The organism is Mesorhizobium sp. M1403 (assembly GCF_040317695.1).
Taxonomy (GTDB): domain Bacteria; phylum Pseudomonadota; class Alphaproteobacteria; order Rhizobiales; family Rhizobiaceae; genus Mesorhizobium.
This window is the reverse complement of record NZ_JAMYKY010000004.1, coordinates 237,601-254,978: the sequence shown is the minus strand read 5'-3', so window position 1 is coordinate 254,978 and position 17,378 is coordinate 237,601. Positions and strand designations below refer to the sequence as shown.

At 64.5% G+C, this 17,378-nt stretch carries 17 protein-coding genes; 3 read left to right on the top strand and 14 right to left on the bottom strand.

What is annotated here, in order from left to right:
• Position 1: 1 nt before the first annotated feature.
• Positions 2 to 895, bottom strand: coding sequence for a dihydrodipicolinate synthase family protein (locus NKH01_RS10760; protein ID WP_352494143.1), 894 nt, complete (start codon positions 893 to 895; stop codon positions 2 to 4).
• A 104-nt stretch (positions 896 to 999) separates the two neighbouring features.
• Between NKH01_RS10760 and NKH01_RS10755 the strand changes: the two genes are divergently transcribed.
• Positions 1,000 to 1,653, top strand: coding sequence for a GntR family transcriptional regulator (locus NKH01_RS10755; RefSeq protein WP_353020131.1), 654 nt, complete (start codon positions 1,000 to 1,002; stop codon positions 1,651 to 1,653).
• 14 nt (positions 1,654 to 1,667) lie between these two features.
• Here NKH01_RS10755 and NKH01_RS10750 read toward each other — a convergent pair whose 3' ends face one another.
• From NKH01_RS10750 to NKH01_RS10740, 3 genes are all read right to left on the bottom strand, one after another.
• Positions 1,668 to 1,982 (bottom strand): hypothetical protein, encoded by a 315-nt coding sequence (locus NKH01_RS10750; RefSeq protein WP_353020129.1) that lies wholly within the window; start codon positions 1,980 to 1,982, stop codon positions 1,668 to 1,670.
• A gap of 305 nt (positions 1,983 to 2,287) precedes the next feature.
• Positions 2,288 to 2,587: a hypothetical protein gene (locus NKH01_RS10745; protein ID WP_023719666.1), complete on the bottom strand. Its 300-nt coding sequence runs from the start codon at positions 2,585 to 2,587 to the stop codon at positions 2,288 to 2,290.
• Between the two features lie 405 nt (positions 2,588 to 2,992).
• The gene (locus NKH01_RS10740; protein ID WP_023719667.1) at positions 2,993 to 4,489 is read right to left on the bottom strand and encodes a CoA-acylating methylmalonate-semialdehyde dehydrogenase; all 1,497 of its coding nucleotides are present in this window, start codon (positions 4,487 to 4,489) and stop codon (positions 2,993 to 2,995) included.
• Between the two features lie 375 nt (positions 4,490 to 4,864).
• Between NKH01_RS10740 and NKH01_RS10735 the strand changes: the two genes are divergently transcribed.
• Entirely contained in the window at positions 4,865 to 5,746 is an 882-nt protein-coding gene (locus NKH01_RS10735) for a LysR family transcriptional regulator (RefSeq protein ID WP_352480948.1), read from the top strand.
• Between the two features lie 38 nt (positions 5,747 to 5,784).
• Here NKH01_RS10735 and NKH01_RS10730 read toward each other — a convergent pair whose 3' ends face one another.
• The 8 genes from NKH01_RS10730 to rsfS all read right to left on the bottom strand — a co-directional run bounded on the left by NKH01_RS10730 (position 5,785) and on the right by rsfS (position 14,054).
• The gene (locus tag NKH01_RS10730) at positions 5,785 to 7,041 is read right to left on the bottom strand and encodes a D-amino acid dehydrogenase (RefSeq protein WP_352494141.1); all 1,257 of its coding nucleotides are present in this window, start codon (positions 7,039 to 7,041) and stop codon (positions 5,785 to 5,787) included.
• 138 nt (positions 7,042 to 7,179) lie between these two features.
• A complete protein-coding gene (alr, locus tag NKH01_RS10725) occupies positions 7,180 to 8,349 on the bottom strand; it encodes an alanine racemase (RefSeq protein ID WP_023719670.1) in 1,170 nt (389 codons plus the stop codon).
• Between the two features lie 29 nt (positions 8,350 to 8,378).
• A complete protein-coding gene (locus tag NKH01_RS10720; protein ID WP_352480951.1) occupies positions 8,379 to 8,900 on the bottom strand; it encodes an RNA pyrophosphohydrolase in 522 nt (173 codons plus the stop codon).
• Position 8,901: 1 nt separating this feature from the next.
• Complete coding sequence (locus NKH01_RS10715; RefSeq protein ID WP_352494139.1) at positions 8,902 to 10,113, bottom strand: divergent polysaccharide deacetylase family protein; 1,212 nt, start codon at positions 10,111 to 10,113, stop codon at positions 8,902 to 8,904.
• Between the two features lie 198 nt (positions 10,114 to 10,311).
• On the bottom strand, positions 10,312 to 11,637 hold the full coding sequence (locus tag NKH01_RS10710) for a S41 family peptidase (protein WP_023719673.1): 1,326 nt from the start codon (positions 11,635 to 11,637) through the stop codon (positions 10,312 to 10,314).
• Positions 11,638 to 12,981 carry a murein hydrolase activator EnvC family protein gene (locus NKH01_RS10705; RefSeq protein ID WP_352494137.1) on the bottom strand — a complete coding sequence of 448 codons (1,344 nt, stop codon included), beginning with the start codon at positions 12,979 to 12,981 and terminating at the stop codon, positions 11,638 to 11,640. It abuts the gene before it with no gap.
• A gap of 151 nt (positions 12,982 to 13,132) precedes the next feature.
• On the bottom strand, positions 13,133 to 13,615 hold the full coding sequence (gene rlmH / locus NKH01_RS10700) for a 23S rRNA (pseudouridine(1915)-N(3))-methyltransferase RlmH (protein ID WP_023719675.1): 483 nt from the start codon (positions 13,613 to 13,615) through the stop codon (positions 13,133 to 13,135).
• A 61-nt stretch (positions 13,616 to 13,676) separates the two neighbouring features.
• Positions 13,677 to 14,054, bottom strand: a complete 378-nt coding sequence (gene rsfS, locus NKH01_RS10695; RefSeq protein ID WP_023678068.1) for a ribosome silencing factor — start codon at positions 14,052 to 14,054, stop codon at positions 13,677 to 13,679.
• Between the two features lie 240 nt (positions 14,055 to 14,294).
• On the opposite strand from rsfS, the gene NKH01_RS10690 reads away from it, so the two are divergent.
• On the top strand, positions 14,295 to 15,152 hold the full coding sequence (locus NKH01_RS10690) for a mechanosensitive ion channel family protein (RefSeq protein ID WP_023719676.1): 858 nt from the start codon (positions 14,295 to 14,297) through the stop codon (positions 15,150 to 15,152).
• A 29-nt stretch (positions 15,153 to 15,181) separates the two neighbouring features.
• On the opposite strand, the gene NKH01_RS10685 is transcribed toward NKH01_RS10690, so the two are convergent.
• A complete protein-coding gene (locus tag NKH01_RS10685) occupies positions 15,182 to 16,471 on the bottom strand; it encodes an MFS transporter (protein WP_023719677.1) in 1,290 nt (429 codons plus the stop codon).
• A 72-nt stretch (positions 16,472 to 16,543) separates the two neighbouring features.
• Complete coding sequence (locus tag NKH01_RS10680) at positions 16,544 to 17,131, bottom strand: nicotinate-nucleotide adenylyltransferase (protein ID WP_031194203.1); 588 nt, start codon at positions 17,129 to 17,131, stop codon at positions 16,544 to 16,546.
• Positions 17,132 to 17,378 lie beyond the last annotated feature (247 nt).

The window sequence follows — 17,378 nt, the reverse complement described above, 5'->3', positions numbered from 1 at the left end:
ATCAGAATGCCGGCAGCTCTGGCCGCACCGCCAGCGCGTCCCTGACGGTCTTTTCGACAGCCTTGCGCCGCTCGCCCGCCAACGGCTGACGCGGCATGCGCACCCGGTCATTGGTATCGATGGCGAAGACCTCCGCGAGCTTGATGTTCTGCACCAGATAGGTCGAGACGTCGAGGTCGAGCAGCGGCCGGAACCAGCGGTAGATTTTCAACGCCTCCTCGCGGCGGCCCTGTCTCATCAATTGATAGATGGCGACTGTCTCGCGCGGGAACGCGGTGACCAGGCCCGCCACCCAGCCAATGGCGCCGACCGACAGCGCCTCGAAGGCAAGATTGTCGACGCCGGTGAACAGGTCATAGCGGTCGCCGAGGCGGTTGATGATCTCGGTCGAGCGGCGGATGTCGTCGGAGGACTCCTTGATGGCAACGAAGCGCTGGTCCTTCGCCAGTTCCTCCATCTGGTCGACAGTGACGTCGACGCGGTAGGCAAGCCGGTTGGAATAGATCATCACCGGCAGGTCGCCGGCCGCGGCGACGGCGCTGAGTGCCGCGACCGTCTCCTCGGTATTGGTATGGTAGATCGGGCTCGGCACCACCATCAAACCGTTGGCGCCTTCTTTTGCGGCGCGGCGCGCGATCGTCGCCGCCTCGCGTGTGCCGGCTTCGTTGACCGTCAACAGCACCGGTTTGTTGCCGGCGATCTTCTGCGCGGTCTTCAGCACCTCGATCTTTTCGTCATGCGACAGCATCGGTCCTTCGCCAAGCGAGCCACAGACGATGATGCCGTCGCAGCCGGCCTCCATCTGCAGCGCAAAGCAGCGCTCCATCTCGGCATGGTCGAGGCGATCATCCTCGGTGAATTTGGTCGTAACGGCGGGGAAAACTCCGGCCCACATGTCGGTCGCTCCATCTGATATATCAGTCGTATATTTCTTAAGACGCCGGCTGTCAACGATGAATCTGATATGATATATCAATAATATATCAGGAGACGCCCGCATTGGTATATGGCAACCCAGGCTCCGAGCCGGCGACTGCGAAGGCCTACCGCAGGCTCGAGCATATGATCGTAACGCTCGAGCTGGCGCCCGCGAGCTTCATCACCGAGGGGGCGCTGATCGACAGGCTCGGCCTCGGCCGCACCCCGGTGCGCGAAGCGATCCAGCGGCTGGCCTGGGAGGGACTGCTCGAGGTCCGGCCGCGTGCCGGCATTGCCATTGCCCCGCTTCACCCTGGCGACTGGCTGCGCGTCCTCGACGCCCGCCGCGGCGTCGAGGTCGTGCTTGCCCGCTCGGCCGCCCGCTTCGTCACCCGCGAGGCCGCCGACCTGTTTCATGACGCTGCCCTTGCCATGCAAAAGGCCGTGATTTCGGAAAATGTGCTTTACTTCATCCAGGCCGACAAGGCGCTTGATGAGGCGCTGGCGCTGGCTGCAGACAACCCGTTCGCGGCGCGCCTGGCGGCGCCGTTACAAACCCACAGCCGCCGCTTCTGGTTCCGCTACAAGGCCGACACCGGCCTGGCCGAATCGGCCGAGCACCATGTCGCATTGATCCGCTCGATCCTAGCCGGCGACGAAGAGGCCGCGGCCAAGGATGCCAAACGCCTGATGGCACTGCTGCGCGGCCATGCCGAGGCGGCCGCGACGCGCTGACGCCGCCCGCTCCCTCATGAGTTTTGGCCGGGCAGGGCCTCCACGCTTTCCCAATTTTCGCCGGCTGCGACAATGCAGCTTCTGCCGGCGACGTCGGTCACGATGACCGTCCAGCTTCCGCTATCGGCGACAAAAACTTCCATGACCGCCTCCTGACCGATCAGTCCGAGAGCAAACTGTCTTTCCTGGAAATTCTCAGTCAGGTGGGCGACGAGGTCGCCATGTTCAACGCAGTATTGATATTGGGCGCTTGCGGCATTCGTACCCACCGCGAATAAGCCAGCAAAAGCTACGGTCTTCACCCATCCTAACAGCGATTTGCGTGCCATAGGGCATCTCCTTTGCCATCACGATCCGGCAAAGGGAGGTGATTGACGGCCTCATTTTGCCGGAGCGATCCAGGCCGGTTCCGACGTCATCATCGCGTCGCTCCTTTCCGTGTTCCGGTCTGCCGCCAGCGGGAACGATTCTGGATGTTCTCGCTATGTTCCATATATGGTATCGCTAACGAAAAATAGCAAGCCGTGCGCGCCTCAAGCGGGCGCGGGGAGATCCGTTTCAAGGTCGCCGAGAATAAGGCCGCAGCCCGGCTGCCGTGCCGAGGCTGCGGCCAGGTGAATAGGAAAGGCCTACTTCAGGTACCGGGCAGCGCCGCTATCGTCATCGCGCTCTCCCAGCCTTCGCCGACTGATATCACGCAGCTTTGACCCTTTGTATCGCTGGCGAGGATGGTCCAGGTGCCCTTGTCGGAAACGAAGACTTCAAGCACCACATTCGGATTGACGACGCCAACCGCGCTCGGGTTTTCATGAAACTTCTCGCCGAGCGCCTTGACCATATCGGCGCGTGCCGCGCATTGCTCGGCAGCCATTGCCGGGATGGCGGAAAGCGCCGCCGTTGCCGCGCAAGCTATGATCGCCATGAGACGTGTCATCTGACATCTCCTTTGCGCCGGACGATATCCCCCGGAGCCGTCACCAGCGCCGTTGGTTGATCTGCCAGCTCCTCCTTCGCGGCAGGACTGCAACCTAAGAGGATTGCTACCTTCTTGGTTCCATCACATTCGTGTTCATGCCGATGAAGACGGCGACAAAAAAGGCCCGGGCTCCAAGCCCGGGCCTTTTCTTGCTTTCTGCGATTTGGATCAGTTCATCGTCGGGATGACGAACTCGGCGCCGTCCTTCACGCCGGTCCGCGCGCCCGCAGCCGACGGCGAGGACGCGCAGACAGGAAACCCTCCGGCTAGTTCATCGTCGGGATGACGAACTCGGCGCCGTCCTTCACGCCGGCCCGCGCGCCCGCAGCCGAAGCGAGGACGCGCAGACAGGAAACCGTCCGGCTAATTCATCGTCGGGATGACGAACTCGGCGCCGTCCTTCACGCCGGACGGCCAGCGCGACGTCACCGTTTTGGTCTTGGTGTAGAAGCGGAACGCGTCCGGCCCGTGCTGGTTGAGGTCGCCGAACGAGGACGCCTTCCAGCCGCCAAACGTATAGTAGGCGATCGGCACCGGGATCGGCACGTTGATGCCGACCATGCCGACCTGGACTCGCGAGGCGAAATCCCGCGCCGCATCGCCGTCGCGGGTGAAGATGGCGACGCCATTGCCCATCTCGTGCTCGTTGGCGAGCTTGATGGCGTTTTCGTAAGTCGGCGCGCGCACCACCGACAGCACCGGCCCAAAGATCTCTTCCTTGTAAATGCGCATGTCGGCAGTCACGTTGTCGAACAGGCAGCCGCCCATATAGTAGCCGTTCTCGTAGCCCTGCATGGAAAAGCCGCGGCCATCGACCACCAGCTTGGCGCCTTCCTTGACGCCGGTGTCGACATAGGATTTGACCCGCTCCAGCGCCTGCGCCGTGACCAGAGGGCCGAAATCGGCGGAAGAATCCGTCGACGGACCGACCTTCAGGCTCTCGACGCGCGGCACCAGTTTTTCCATTAGCCGGTTGGCGGTGTCGTTGCCGACCGGGACGGCCACCGAGATCGCCATGCAGCGCTCGCCGGCCGAGCCGTAGCCGGCGCCGATCAGCGCGTCGACGGTCTGGTCCATGTCGGCATCGGGCATGATGATCATGTGGTTCTTGGCGCCGCCGAAGCACTGCACGCGCTTGCCGGCCGCGCAGCCGCGCGAATAGATGTACTGGGCGATCGGTGTCGAGCCGACGAAACCGATAGCCTTGATGTCGGGATCGTCGAGGATGGCGTCGACCACTTCCTTGTCGCCGTTGACGACATTGAGGATGCCCGCCGGCAGGCCGGCCTCGATGAACAGTTCGGCAATCCGCATCGGCACGCCCGGATCGCGCTCCGACGGCTTGAGGATGTAGGCATTGCCGCAGGCGATGGCCGGCGCGATCTTCCACAACGGGATCATCGCTGGAAAATTGAACGGCGTGATGCCGGCGACGACGCCGAGCGGCTGGCGCATCGAATAGACGTCGATGCCGGGGCCGGCGCCATCGGTGAACTCGCCCTTCATCATATGCGGCGCACCGATGCAGACCTCGACCACTTCGAGGCCACGCTGGATGTCGCCCTTGGCGTCGGCGACGGTCTTGCCGTGTTCGCGCGCCAATATCTCGGCAAGCGCATCATACTCCTTGGCGACCAGCTCGAGGAACCGCATCAAGACGCGCACGCGCCGCTGCGGGTTGGTTGCCGCCCAGCCGGGCTGTGCCGCCTTGGCGTTTTCGACCGCTGCGCGCAATTCCGCCTGCGAAGCCAACGCCACCGTGCCACGCACCGTGCCGTCCATCGGCTGCATGACGTCCTGCTTGCGGCCGCTGGTTCCGGCGACACGCTTGCCGCCGATGAAATGACCGTATTCGATCATGGTCTCTCTCCCTGGTTCGTGATGAGGCATTGTCCGCCTTTGCGGGAGCGATGGCAACGCGAGTGAAAACGCAACCGTTGTGCAGAAAATAGATAGCGGCGCGCGATTGTGCATCAAATGGCGCAAATGGTAGGGAGTGTACTCCTATCGCTTGGATTGCTGAGTTGAGTTTCTTCACACCCCCCTCTGTCCTGCCGGACATCTCCCCCGCAAGGGGGGAGATTGGCGACTTCGGCCTTACCGCCCTTTTTGCGACGTTGGAGATTGGCGAAAGCCGACCGGACATTCGATCTCCCCCCTTGCGGGGGAGATGGCCGGCAGGCCAGAGGGGGGTGGGCGGGAACACGGCGCTCTCTATCGAAACGGACCATCCCCATGAACTGGGATGACGTTCGCATCTTCCTTGCCGTGGCGCGCGCCGGCCAGATCCTCGGCGCCGCCAGGCGGTTGGAGCTCAATCACGCGACCGTCTCGCGCCGCATTGCCGCCCTCGAGGATGCATTCAGGACAAAACTGTTTCGCCGGCTTACCACCGGCAGCGAGCTGACGCCGGCAGGCGAACGTTTCCTCGAAATCGCCGAACGCATGGAGGGCGACATGATCGCCGCGCGCTCGACCGTTTCAGGCGAAGGCGACGACGTTTCGGGCACCGTGCGCATCGGCGCGCCGGACGGTTTTGGCGTCGCCTTCCTGGCCAGGCGCCTCGGCGCGCTGACCGCTCTGCACCGTGAACTCACCATCCAGCTGGTGCCGGTACCGCGCTCCTTCTCGTTATCCCGGCGCGAGGCCGACATTGCCATCACCGTCGAACGGCCGACGGAAGGCCGGCTGGTGGCGGGAAAGCTGGTCGACTACACGCTCGGCCTGTTCGCGTCGCGGGCCTACGCCGACACGCATGGCCTGCCCGGAAGCGCCGCCGAGCTGGGCCAGCACACGCTGATCGGCTACGTGCCGGACCTGATCGTCAGTCCCTCGCTCGACTACGCGGCCGAATTCAGCGCCGACTGGCGCACCAGCTTCGCCATTTCCTCAGCGCTCGGCCAGGCCGAAGCGGTGCGTTCCGGCGCCGGCATCGGCATACTGCACACCTTCGTTGCCCACTCGATGCCGGAGTTGGTGCCTCTCGATATCGTCGCACCCATCCGCCGCGCCTACTGGCTGGTCTATCATGAATCGGTCAGGCCGCTGCGCCGCGTTCAGATCGTCGCGAGCTTCATCACCAAGGCCGTCGAACGGGATCGGGGATTGTTCGCGTGAGATCTATCGGCCGCTGGCTGTCTTAGCTGCTGGGGGTCTTACTTGGCATATCGTCCCGGCCCGAGATCGCCGACGTCGATGTCTGGCACCCGGCTGGAGATGATGTCGGCCAGAACCTTGGCCGAGCCGCAGGCCATGGTCCAGCCGAGCGTGCCGTGGCCGGTATTGAGATAGAGATTGGAGAAATCGGTGCGCCCGATCAGCGGCGGCCCGTCCGGCGTCATCGGCCGCAGCCCGCACCAGAAGGTGGCCGACCGCATGTCGCCGCCGCCCGCGAAAAGGTCGCCGACCGAATGTTCGAGCGTGCGGCGCCGCGATTCGTGCAGCCGCATGTCGAAGCCGGAGATTTCCGCCGTGCCGCCGACCCGGATACGGTCGCCGAGGCGGGTGATCGCCACCTTGTAGCTCTCGTCCATCACCGTCGACACCGGCGCGGCGGCGGCGTCCTTGATCGGCAGGGTGATCGAATAGCCCTTGACCGGGTAGACCGGGATGGGCCGCTTCAGCATGCGCATGAACCGCGCCGAATAGCTGCCCATCGCCATCACATAGGCGTCAGCGACCATCCAGCCCTTGCTGGTGCTGATGTTGGTGATGCGATCGCGCTTCTTGACGACGCGCCGTATCTCCGTGTCGTATTCGAAGGTGACGCCGCGTGCCGCGCAAAGCTCCGCAAGCCTGTCGGTGAACATCTTGCAGTCGCCGGTTTCGTCGCCGGGCAACCGCAGGCCACCGACGAATTTCTCGCGCACGCCAGCCAGCGCGGGCTCGGCAGCAATGCAGCCGTCGGGGTCGAGGACCTCATAAGGGACGCCATAGGTCTTCAGCACCTCGACATCGCCGCCGACGCCATCGAGCTGCTTTTGCGTTCGGAAAAGCTGCAGCGTACCCTTGGCGCGCTCGTCATAGGCGATGCCGGTCGCCTCGCGCAGCGCCTTCAGCGTGTCGCGGCTGTATTCGGCCAGCGGCACCATGCGCGCCTTGTTCAGCGCGTAGCGTTCAGCCGTGCAATTGCGCAGCATCTTGACCAGCCATATCCACATATGCGGATCGAGCGCCGGCCGCACCACCAGCGGACCATGCTTCATCAACAGCCATTTGACGGCCTTCAGCGGAACGCCGGGCCCGGCCCAGGGCGAGGCATAGCCGGGCGAGATCTCGCCGGCATTGGCAAAGCTGGTTTCCAGCGCCGGGCCTTTCTGGCGGTCGATCACCGTCACCTGATGGCCGGCCTCGGCAAGAAAATAGGCGGTGGTGACCCCGATCACACCGCCGCCCAGCACGAAGATCTTCATCGCTTAGTTCTCCGCAACGGCGTCTCGTCAGGGTTCGGGTCCGGGATCATCGCCGCCTTCTGTCTGCCGGATTCTGCGGCGTCCGCCAAGTGCCGATGCTGAGGGAAACGACATGCGTGAGGACAACAAGCTTGCGTCCTAGCCATTCACATAGCGCCGGTGGAACCGGTGGCCGAGGCTGGTCAAGACCTCATAGCCGATGGTGCCGGCCTGGCCGGCTACCTGGTCCACGGTCTGCGACGACGGCCCGATCAGTTCGACGAGGTCGCCGGCCTTCAGCTTGCCGGGCGGCAATGCGGAAATGTCAAGGATGATCGAATCCATCGAAACCCGGCCGATGAAGGGCAGCCGCACATTTTCGAACCAGGCAGCGGAAGCGGCGCGTCGATGCCAGCCATCGCCGTAGCCGAGCGAAATCGTCGCCGCGGCAAGCGGGGCCTTGGTGTGGAAAGTGTGGCCGTAGCCGACACCGGCGCCGGCCTCCAGCATCCGCGTCTGGATGACCTTGGCTTGCAATCGCACCACCGGCAGCATCGGGTTGTCCTTCGCCGGCGTCGGATTGATGCCATAGAGAGCGGCACCCGGACGAACGAGGTCGTAGTGATAGCGCTGCCCGAGAAAAATGCCTGATGAATTGGCAAGCGACGCCGGCGCTCCCGGCAGCATCCGGCGCAGCCGTTCGAATTCCAGCCGTTGCTGCTCGTTGGCCGGTTGCTCGGGTTCGTCGGCGCAGGCGAGATGGCTCATCACGAAGGTCAGTTCGACACCATCGAAAGCCTGCGGATCCTGCGCGATGGCTTTCACCTCCTCGGGCGCCATGCCGAGCCGCGACATGCCGCTGTCGACCTGGACGGCGGCAGGCAATTTATGGCCCACCCGCCCGGCCATCTCGCGCCATGCCGCAAGTTGGCTGGCGCTGTTGACGACAGTGCAAAGCCCCGCCGCAACCGCTTCCCGTTCCGCACCTGGCGGAATGCCGTTCAGCACGTAGATGGCCGGGTCTGAGCCGAGCGCCTTGCGCAGCAAGACGCCGCCGGCCAAATGCGCGACGAAGAAAATATCACAGCCTTCAGCCATCAGCGCCGCCGCCACCGGCGCCGCGCCAATCCCGTAACCGTCGGCCTTGACCACTCCGGCACAGCTGACGCCGCCCAGACGCGCCTTCAGCCGCCGGTAATTCTCACGGACGGCGCCAAGATCGACGGTCAGGATCGCCCCCGCCGCCGCTTCGCTGATCGGCTCACTCGGGGCGCCGGCCTGCGGTAGAGAGACGGTCTGCGGAAGGGATTTGCTGGAGATGTCGGTCATGCCGACCTGTTTTAGCGGAAGGCCGGCGGCTACGCCACCAGGTGCCGGAACGCTGCCACCACGTCTTCGTAGACCTTGCGCTTGAACGGCACGATCAGACCGGGCAGTTCCAGCATCGGCCGCCACGCCCACCGGTCGAACTCGGCCTTGTGGCCACCCGGCGGCGGATTGATTTCGATCTCGCTTTCGTCACCGTGGAAGCGGAAGGCAAACCATTTCTGCGTTTGGCCGCGATATCGTCCCTTGAAGGCGACGCCGACCAGATGGGCCGGCAGGTCGTATTTGATCCAGTGCGGCGCCTCGGCCAGCAGCGACACCGAGCGCATGCCGGTCTCTTCGTAAAGCTCGCGCTCCGCCGCGGGCAGCGGCTCCTCGCCATCGTCTATGCCGCCCTGTGGCATCTGCCAGAGCTGCGTGGTTCCAGCGAATTCGCTGTCCGGCTCGGCAATGCGATGGCCGACCCAGACCATGCCATCGCCATTGAGGACCATCACCCCTACGCAGGGCCGGTAGGGCAGTGTCTCGGCGTCAACGAGCTTGTTCTTTGCCATGTCAGCCTTTTTCCGGATCTATGGCCACCGCCGAAATCGGCACGATCTCGATGCCGCGCTTCTTGGCCTCGGTCACCCAGGACGACACGGTATCGACTGTCAGGTCGAAGGCCGAGCCGATGCCGACGGCAAAGCCTTTCGCCCGTGCCGTCGCTTCCAGCCCATCCAGTTTCTTCAATATGGCGCCGCGGTCCTGCACCGCGTCGATCGCCGTATCGCCGCCGACGAACGGCACGCCGTCCTTCAGCGCCAATTCGGATGCCAGGCTGCGCGCCGACGAACCGTCGTCGACATAGGCCAGACCACGCTTGCCAAGCTCGGCCATCAACGGCCCCATCGCCGTCGCGTCGGCCGAAAAGCGGGCGCCCATATAGTTCATGACGCCGGTGTAGTTGGTCGTTCGCGACAGCGCCCAGCGTAAATTCTTCAAATTCTCGTCCGGCGCCGCTGCCACGGTCAGCGTGTTACGGCCGGGGTTGACGTTCGGATAGTCGAACGGCTCGAGCGGCACCTGCATGATGACCTCATGGCCGCCTTGCCGCGCCACCTGCATCCAGCGGCCGATGCTGTTGCCTTGCGGCGCGAAGGCCAGCGTCACTTCCGCCGGCAGCTTGGCGATGGCTGCCTGCGTGCCGGTCTGCGACACGGCAAGCCCGCCGATGACGAGCGCCACGCGTGCACCGCGTGCGCCGGACCACGGCCGCGCATAGACATCGAACGGGCGCCGGCCGTCGGCGGCGCGGATCGGCAGCGGACCGGTCTCGCTGGCCTCGATCAGCGCCTTGTCGGGAATGTGCGCGATCCTGAGGTTCTGGCCGATCGTCGAAGGGTCGCGGATGACAATGGCCGCCTTGGGCGGACCGTCGCCCTCTTCGGTCTGGACATGGATGATCTGCGGACCGCCCATCTTCCCGCTTGTCGTTTGTTCGCCCGTCTTCTGTTCGCTTGCGTTGCTTGGCGCTTCCGTTGCGGGCGTCGCCTTGGCCGGCGCCGCGGCGGGATCCGCCGCTGCCGGCATCTTCGGCGTCGAAACGGCGACTTCTTGCGGCTTGCGGAACGGCTTGTCGCGCAAGGCGATCGCGCCGGAAACGCCGACCACGGCCAGCACGACGAGCGCGGCCGCGACTGCACCGGCGCTGATCCTGCTGCCTGGGCGCGGCGCCCGGATCGCCTGTCCGAGAGGTCGTTCTATGTCCTTGCCGATATCAGCCAAGCCCGCACCCCCGGCGCGCATCTCCGAAGTGAAACCTCCGGAGGCGCAAATCCAAAATGTCGGCGCGTCCCCTCGCTTCACTGGACGCGCAGCATGCCGGCCGCGGCCCCGAATCAAACTGCCGGAGCCTCGCGGCCCCGGCAGCATCGCATCGCTTCGCTCAGGCAGCCAGACCTGTTTGGCCCGGGTTGCCTGCCCTTATTGGTTCAACACGGCCTTCTGCGGATTCGGTGGGAACGCCGGATCGGTCTTCTGGCCGCGCAGCAGCTGCTCGGCATAGATGAGCTGCAAATCGTCCTTCGGTTCCGGCGGCACATAGGCTGCCGAGCCCGAACCGGTCGTGCCTTCGTCGGCGCCCTTGATATGGCCCTTGAGGTCGGATTCGCCGCGCGTCAGGTCCCTGCCCTGCAGTTCCGCCGGCAGCGGCTGGTCAACCTTGATATCGGGCGTGATGCCCTTGCCCTGGATCGACTTGCCGGACGGTGTGTAATAGAGCGCCGTCGTCAACCGCAGCGCCCCGTTCTCGCCAAGCGGAATGATGGTCTGCACCGAACCCTTGCCGAAGGACTGCGTGCCGACCACCGTGGCGCGGCGCAGATCCTGCAGCGCGCCGGCAACGATTTCCGAGGCACTGGCCGAGCCGCCATTGACGAGCACGATCAGCGGCTTGCCGCCGATGTCGTCGCCGGCCCGCGCGTCGAAGCGGGTGACGTCCTTCGGATCGCGGCCGCGCGTCGAGACGATCTCGCCACGGTCGAGGAAGGCATCCGACACACTCACCGCCTGGTCGAGCAAACCGCCCGGATTGAGGCGCAGGTCGAGCACGTAACCCTTGAGCTTGTCGTTCGGCACCTGCTTCTTGATGGTGTCGATGGCATTCTCGAGGTCGTCATAGGTCTTTTCGGTAAAGGAGGTGATCTTCATGTAGCCGATGTCGTTTTCGACCCGGAACTTCACCGCCTTTACCTTGATGATGTCGCGCACGACCGTCAGTTCGATCGGCTTGTCGGCGCCCTGGCGCAGGATGGTGAGCTTGATCGGTGTGTTGACCAGCCCGCGCATCTTCTCGACGGCGTCGTTGAGGGTCAGGCCGCGAACCTCCTCGCCGTCGATCTTGGCGATATAGTCGCCGGCGAGCACGCCAGCCTTGGCGGCCGGCGTATCGTCGATCGGCGTGATCACCTTGACCAAGTCGTTCTCCATGGTGACCTCGATGCCGAGGCCGCCGAACTCGCCCTTGGTCTGCACGCGCATGTCCTGCGCTTCTTCGGCATTCATGTAGGAGGAGTGCGGGTCGAGCGAGGACAGCATGCCGTTAATGGCATTTTCGACCAGCGATTTGTCGTCGGGCGGCGTCACATAATTCGCCCGCACCCGCTCGAAGATATCGCCGAAGATCGCCAGTTGCTTATAGGTCTCGGAGCCCGCAGCCTTTGCCGTCGAGCCGGGCGCGCCATAGACCAGGCTCATCGCCGATGCACCCATCAGCGCACCGGCAAACAGAAGCGACAGTTTCCGCATCATTCACGTCCTTCCAGAAAAACGGTCCGCCCACCATGGGGCCGGATCGACGGGTTTTCCATCCTTGCGGAACTCGACATAGAGCTCCGGCGTGGCATTTCCATTCTTCGATGCCGAGGTGCTCGCCACCCGGGCCTCTCCCATCGCGCCGACCGGCTCACCTGCGAGCACCGACTGGCCAGACGCGACGCTGATTCTGCTCATCCCCGCTAGGACGACATGATAGCCGTCACCCGCATTCAGGATCAAGAGTTGACCGTAAGAGCGGAAAGGCCCCGCATAAAGCACGTTTCCATCCGCCGGCGCTGTGACGATGGCTCCCGATTGTGTCGCAACCATGTCACCGAGCATCACCGCGCCGTTACCGTCGTTGGCCCCGAAGCGCCGCTTGATCCTGCCGGTGACCGGCAGCGCGATCTGCCCTTGAAGCGCGGAAAACGGCGCAGCAGCGGTGAGCCTGTTGCTCTCCGGCACCGGCAGCGAGGCCAGTTCCGTTGGCGCCGGGGCCGATGCCGGGCCCTTGTCGGCGTCCACCGTCTTTTGCTCGGCTGCCTTGGCCGCATCCGCCGCCTTGCGGGCCCTGTCGGCCTCGAGCGATGCGATCAGCTCTTTCAGGCTGCCGGCCTTGGCCGCCAGCGTCGCGGACCGTTGCTTTTCGGCGGCCAGCGCGGTTTGCGTATCGGCGGCGAGCTTCTGCTTGGCTTCGAGCAGCATGCCGAGCCGCTTTTTTTCCGCCGCCTGCTCGCCGACCGCTGCCGTCAGCCGCGCCCGCTCGGCCTCGATCGAGGCCGTCACCCGCGACTGCTCTTTGAGATCGGCCAGCAACATGTCGGTCTGCTGGCGCAGTTCCGGCACCACGGCACCGAGCAGGATGGCGCTGCGCACCGACGACAATGCGTCCTCCGGCTTGACCAGGATCGCCGGCGGCGGATTGAGCCCCATGCGCTGCAGCGCGCCGAGCACTTCGGCCAGAACGTCACGTCTGGCGGCCAGTGAGGCGCGTATCTTCTGCTCCTGCGCCTTCAGCCCTTCCAGCTTGCCGCCAATGTCCTCGATGTCCTGGCCGAGCTTCTGCTCGGTCATCGCCGACTGGATCAGTGCCGCGGTGATCGAGGCATGGTCCTTCTTGACCGCCGCTATGTCGGCGGCGAGCTTGGCCAGCCGCTCGGACGACAGCGTGATCTCTTTCGATACCTTTTCGTATTCGGCGCGGCTCTGGTCCGGGTCCGGCGCCAGGTCGAGCGTGTTCTCAGCCCGCGCGATCCCGAGCGAAACCACGATCACCGCCGCTGCGATGCCGTAGCGCACGCGCCAGGAGCCCGTTCGTGATTTCCAGTCTTCAGACATTGAAGCCCAACTCTATGCGCGGCTTCGTTAACGAACCATCAACCATGTTCGAGCCCGGCCGCCATCCGCAAACCCCTATGAGCCCAAACTGTCGATGAGCATTGGGGCAGAAATCCGGGCGGCTGGCGTCAATTCGCTGATCGAACCGGCTTCATGAACGATGGTAGGGGTGGCCGGAAAGGATCGTGGCCGCCCTGTAAAGCTGCTCGCCCAGCATGACGCGGACCAGCTGATGCGGCCAGGTCAGAGCGCCGAGCGACACCGTCAGATCAGCCAAGTCACGCAGCGACTGGTCATGGCCGTCGGCGCCGCCAATGGCGATCACCAGCGCCTTGCGCCCGCCATCGCGCAGCAAGCTTATGCGGCCGGCGAAATCCTCGGAGGAAAGGTTCTTGCCGCGCTCATCCAGCAGCATCAGCGCCGTGCCCGGTTGCAAGTGCGTCTGCAGCTTCTGGCCTTCCTCGCGCCGGCGCTCATTGGCCGTCTGCGCGCGGCCTTCGGCAATCTCGGCGATCCCGGCGAATTCGAGGCCTACGGCAGGGCCGCTCTTGGCGAAACGCTCGAAATAGCGGTCGGCCAACTGCTTCTCGGGGCCGGCTTTCATTCGGCCCACGGCATGAACGGTAATCTTCATCCCTACCTCGGAGAGCCGCTGATGCGTGTCGCACAACGACATGCATCAAGACGAATACGGCTCAGTGGAGGGTCTCTTCCTCAAGATCCGGCGCCTGCCACATCTTTTCGAGATTGTAGAAGTCGCGGACCTCGGGACGGAAGACATGGACGATGATGTCGCCCGAATCGATCAGGACCCAGTCGGCGCCAGCCAGCCCCTCGACGCGCGCCGTGCCGAGCCCGGCATCCTTGAGCGCCTTGAGGAGATGATCGGCGACAGCCGAGACATGACGGTGCGATCGGCCCGACGCGACGACCATGTAGTCGCCGAGGCTCGATTTCCCCTGAATGTCGATTGAGACGATGTTTTCGGCCTTGGAGTCTTCCAGACTGGCAAGGACTGTCTTGATGGCGCGGGACACGGCGTCGTTTACGCTGATCCCGGCCGGCGAAGGCACGATGTCGGCCTTCTTCCGCAGTGCTGTTCTCAGTGTATTTCCTTTCGCAGCAAGAACAACCAAATCACCTTTCAAATCAGGTGACACTGCTTAGATAGGCAGAGTTAGGTTGCAGTTTCAAGACACCGCTCGCAAGCAGACGCCCGGTAACGGCCGAATATGCGGCTTTTCCGGGCCAGAAATTCGGAACCGCCTCGCCCCGCAGCGGTTATCGGCTCATCCACGAACCGGAATCCCGACATGCCGATCGATCCTCAGAACGCCCTCCTCACCGTGCAATCCGGCCTGGCGCAACTCAGCACGCTGATCGTCTCCTACTCGCTTTCGGCGGTCGGCGCCGTCATCCTGCTGGTCATCGGCTACATCGTCGCCGGCCTCGCCGAGCGTTCGATCTATGCCGGCCTCGGCCACGTTCACGGCTTCGACGAAACGCTCCGCCATTTCTTCTCGCAGGTCGTCCGCTACGCCATCCTCGGGCTTGTCGTGATCATGGTTCTCGGCCAGTTCGGCGTGCAGACGGCTTCGATCATTGCCGCCATCGGTGCCGCCGGCCTAGCCATCGGTCTGGCGCTGCAAGGCACGCTGCAGAACATTGCCGCTGGCATCATGCTGCTGGCGCTGCGGCCGTTCCGCATCGGCGAATATGTCGAGGTCGGCGCCATATCCGGTACCGTCGAGGAGATCGGGCTGTTTGCAACAACGCTGAGGACGGTCGAAGGTGTCTACGTGCTTGCACCTAACTCGACCCTGTGGAACCAGCCGGTCCGCAATTTCACCCGCAATGGTGTGCGCCGCGGCGACATCACGCTCAGCATCGGCTCGTGGAACGACATCGATTTCGCGCAAAAGACCATGCTCGGTGTCGCCGCCGCCGACCGGCGCGTCAGGCGGCAGCCGGCGCCGATCGCCTTTGTCGCGACTGTCGGGGACAGCACCGTCGCCATCACCTTGCGCTACTGGACGGCGGCTGCCGATTTCTTCGCCGCCCAGATCGACCTCACCAAGAGTGTCAAGCAGGCGTTCGATGCCGAAGGCCTTTCAATTCCGGCGCCGGCGCCGCAAGCGCCGCAGCCGGAGGCCTCAGCCACGCAGCAATAGAGCATTTGAAGCCAGCCCGCAGATGGCCCTCAAAGCTCTCCGCGCCCGCGCTGATCTTCGGGCGCGAAGGCGAGATCGACAGGCAACGGCGCCTGCGCCGTCATCGGCGCGAAACTGCCGGTCTCGGTGGCGGGCACGGGCCGCACCATGCCGACGCGCCAGAGAACGAACAAGCAGTAGGCGGCGGCAATGACGATTGCCACATAGATGAAGGCCTGCGTGCCATAGATGGCGGAAAGCCCGGTCACAATGCCGGGCACGACGAAGCCGGACAGCGACCAGGCAAACAAGAGCGAGCTCGACAGCGCCACCATGTCGTCCTTGCCGGCGCGGTCGCCAGCATGGGCGCTGGCCAGCGAATAGATCGATTCCGAGGCGCCGTCCCAGACCACGTAGATGACGAGCAGCGTCGCCAGAGCGCCACCGTCGAAACCCAGTGCAAACAGGCCCGCCGCGGCGGCAAGCGCCGACGCCGCGATCAGCACAAAGCGCCGGTCGGTGCGGTCGGAAATCCAGCCGAGGGGAATCTGCAGGATCAGCGTGCCGACCGGCATTGCCGAAAGCAGCAAGGCGACGTCGGCCTGGCTGTAGCCTCTGGCGGTGGCATGGATTGGCGCAAAACCCGAAATCGTCATCGACAGGCCGCCGACGGCAAGCATGCCGGCAACGCCGACCGGCGAGATTCGCCAGGCGCGGCCGAGCGCCACCGACGCCGCTTGCGGCGCCGGTGGCTGCGCGAGCCGCGTCAGCCCGACGGGAAGGATCGACAGCGCGGTGAAGGCAATGCCGATCAGCGGCGCATCGGCCGCGCGGATATCGATCAACGCCAGCGTCGAATAGCCGACGCCGAGTCCGGCGACATAGGCAACGTAGAAGATAGCCATGACCCGGCCGCGGATGGCGTTTGCGACGACATCGTTCAGCCAGCTCTGCGCGACAATGAACAGGCCGCATATGGCAAAGCCGTAGAGCGCCCGTGCAGCGATCCATGGCAATGGGTGCGGCCCGGCGCCGACCGCGGCGTTGGACAGCACGATCAGCGCCGACAGTACCATGAACACGCGGGCATGGCCGACACGCCGCACCAGCGGCCCGGTCAGGATGCAGCCAGCGAGGCCGCCAGCCGAAAGGCCGGTGACGATCAGCCCCGCCCAAGTCGGATCGAAGCCCTCGGCGCCGAGCCGGACTGGGATATAGGCGAACATGAGCCCATTGCCGACGGCGATCAGCGCCATCGACAAGAGGATGCTGGCAATGGCGATCGAGGGCGCCGGCTGCCCTAGACCGTTCTTGTCCTGGTCGCGCTCGAGAATCGTCATGACCGAGGATCGCCCATCAAGCAGGTCAAGGCAGCGGCAAATGCGACATGGCTGGACTTGCCTTCCGCCCGCTCAGCCCTTTGCCACATTGCGGATCGCGCTCGACGACAGCGACGAACGCGGGCCGTGGATGAAGGTCCAGGCCGGCGCGTTCATGCGGGCGAGCCGCGGTGCGTCGCCTTCGTCGACGCGGGCATAGTCGAAAGTCTTGGCGACCACGGACGACAGGAACGACAGCGTCGCACCTGGCCGGTCGACCACCGCGATCGGGAACGTCATCACGATACGGCGCCAGCGCTGCCAGCGGTGGAAGTCGCGAAGCGAATCGGCCCCCATGATCCAGACGAAATCGACGCCGGGGTTACGCGCCTTGACCAACGCCAGCGTGTCGGCGGTGAAGCGGACGTGGTGGGCCGCCTCGAAGGCGGTGACCTTGATCTTCGGGTTCTTGGCGATCTTTTCAGACAGCTGCAGCCGCTCGGCCAGCGGCGCAAGTTCACCAGCGTTCTTGAGCGGATTGCCGGGCGTCACCATCCACCACAGCTGGTCGAGAGCAAGGCGTCTGAGTGCGATCTCGGCGACCAGCGCATGCCCGGCGTGCGGCGGATTGAACGAACCGCCAAACAGCCCGACCGCCACGCCTTTCCCGGCATGCGGCATCTTGAGGTAACGGGAGGATATGGCATGTTCGGACAAGGCAAGCATGCGTCAGGCACCCCCCTCTGCCCTGCCGGGCATCTCCCCCTCAAGGGGGGAGATTGTCAGCTTCAATGACAGCTTGAATTCTGCCCGCCCGGCAATTGGCGAAATCGCGAACGAGAGCTGATCTCCCCCCTTGAGGGGGAGATGTCCGGCAGGACAGAGGGGGGTGGCTGGGCGCAAGGCTTCAGGTTCTTTGAACACAAAG

Bases quoted from the DNA above. Each gene is read 5' to 3' on its own strand.
- NKH01_RS10720 (WP_352480951.1), bottom strand. From the start codon at position 8,900: ATGGCAAAGAACAAGCTCGTTGACGCCGAGACACTGCCCTACCGGCCC.
- alr (WP_023719670.1), bottom strand. From the start codon at position 8,349: ATGACCGACATCTCCAGCAAATCCCTTCCGCAGACCGTCTCTCTACCG.
- NKH01_RS10730 (WP_352494141.1), bottom strand. From the start codon at position 7,041: ATGAAGATCTTCGTGCTGGGCGGCGGTGTGATCGGGGTCACCACCGCC.
- NKH01_RS10710 (WP_023719673.1), bottom strand. From the start codon at position 11,637: ATGATGCGGAAACTGTCGCTTCTGTTTGCCGGTGCGCTGATGGGTGCA.
- NKH01_RS10750 (WP_353020129.1), bottom strand. From the start codon at position 1,982: ATGGCACGCAAATCGCTGTTAGGATGGGTGAAGACCGTAGCTTTTGCT.
- rlmH (WP_023719675.1), bottom strand. From the start codon at position 13,615: ATGAAGATTACCGTTCATGCCGTGGGCCGAATGAAAGCCGGCCCCGAG.
- NKH01_RS10760 (WP_352494143.1), bottom strand. From the start codon at position 895: ATGTGGGCCGGAGTTTTCCCCGCCGTTACGACCAAATTCACCGAGGAT.
- NKH01_RS10690 (WP_023719676.1), top strand. From the start codon at position 14,295: ATGCCGATCGATCCTCAGAACGCCCTCCTCACCGTGCAATCCGGCCTG.
- NKH01_RS10745 (WP_023719666.1), bottom strand. From the start codon at position 2,587: ATGACACGTCTCATGGCGATCATAGCTTGCGCGGCAACGGCGGCGCTT.
- NKH01_RS10735 (WP_352480948.1), top strand. From the start codon at position 4,865: ATGAACTGGGATGACGTTCGCATCTTCCTTGCCGTGGCGCGCGCCGGC.
- NKH01_RS10740 (WP_023719667.1), bottom strand. From the start codon at position 4,489: ATGATCGAATACGGTCATTTCATCGGCGGCAAGCGTGTCGCCGGAACC.
- NKH01_RS10685 (WP_023719677.1), bottom strand. From the start codon at position 16,471: ATGACGATTCTCGAGCGCGACCAGGACAAGAACGGTCTAGGGCAGCCG.
- NKH01_RS10680 (WP_031194203.1), bottom strand. From the start codon at position 17,131: ATGCCGCATGCCGGGAAAGGCGTGGCGGTCGGGCTGTTTGGCGGTTCG.
- NKH01_RS10705 (WP_352494137.1), bottom strand. From the start codon at position 12,981: ATGTCTGAAGACTGGAAATCACGAACGGGCTCCTGGCGCGTGCGCTAC.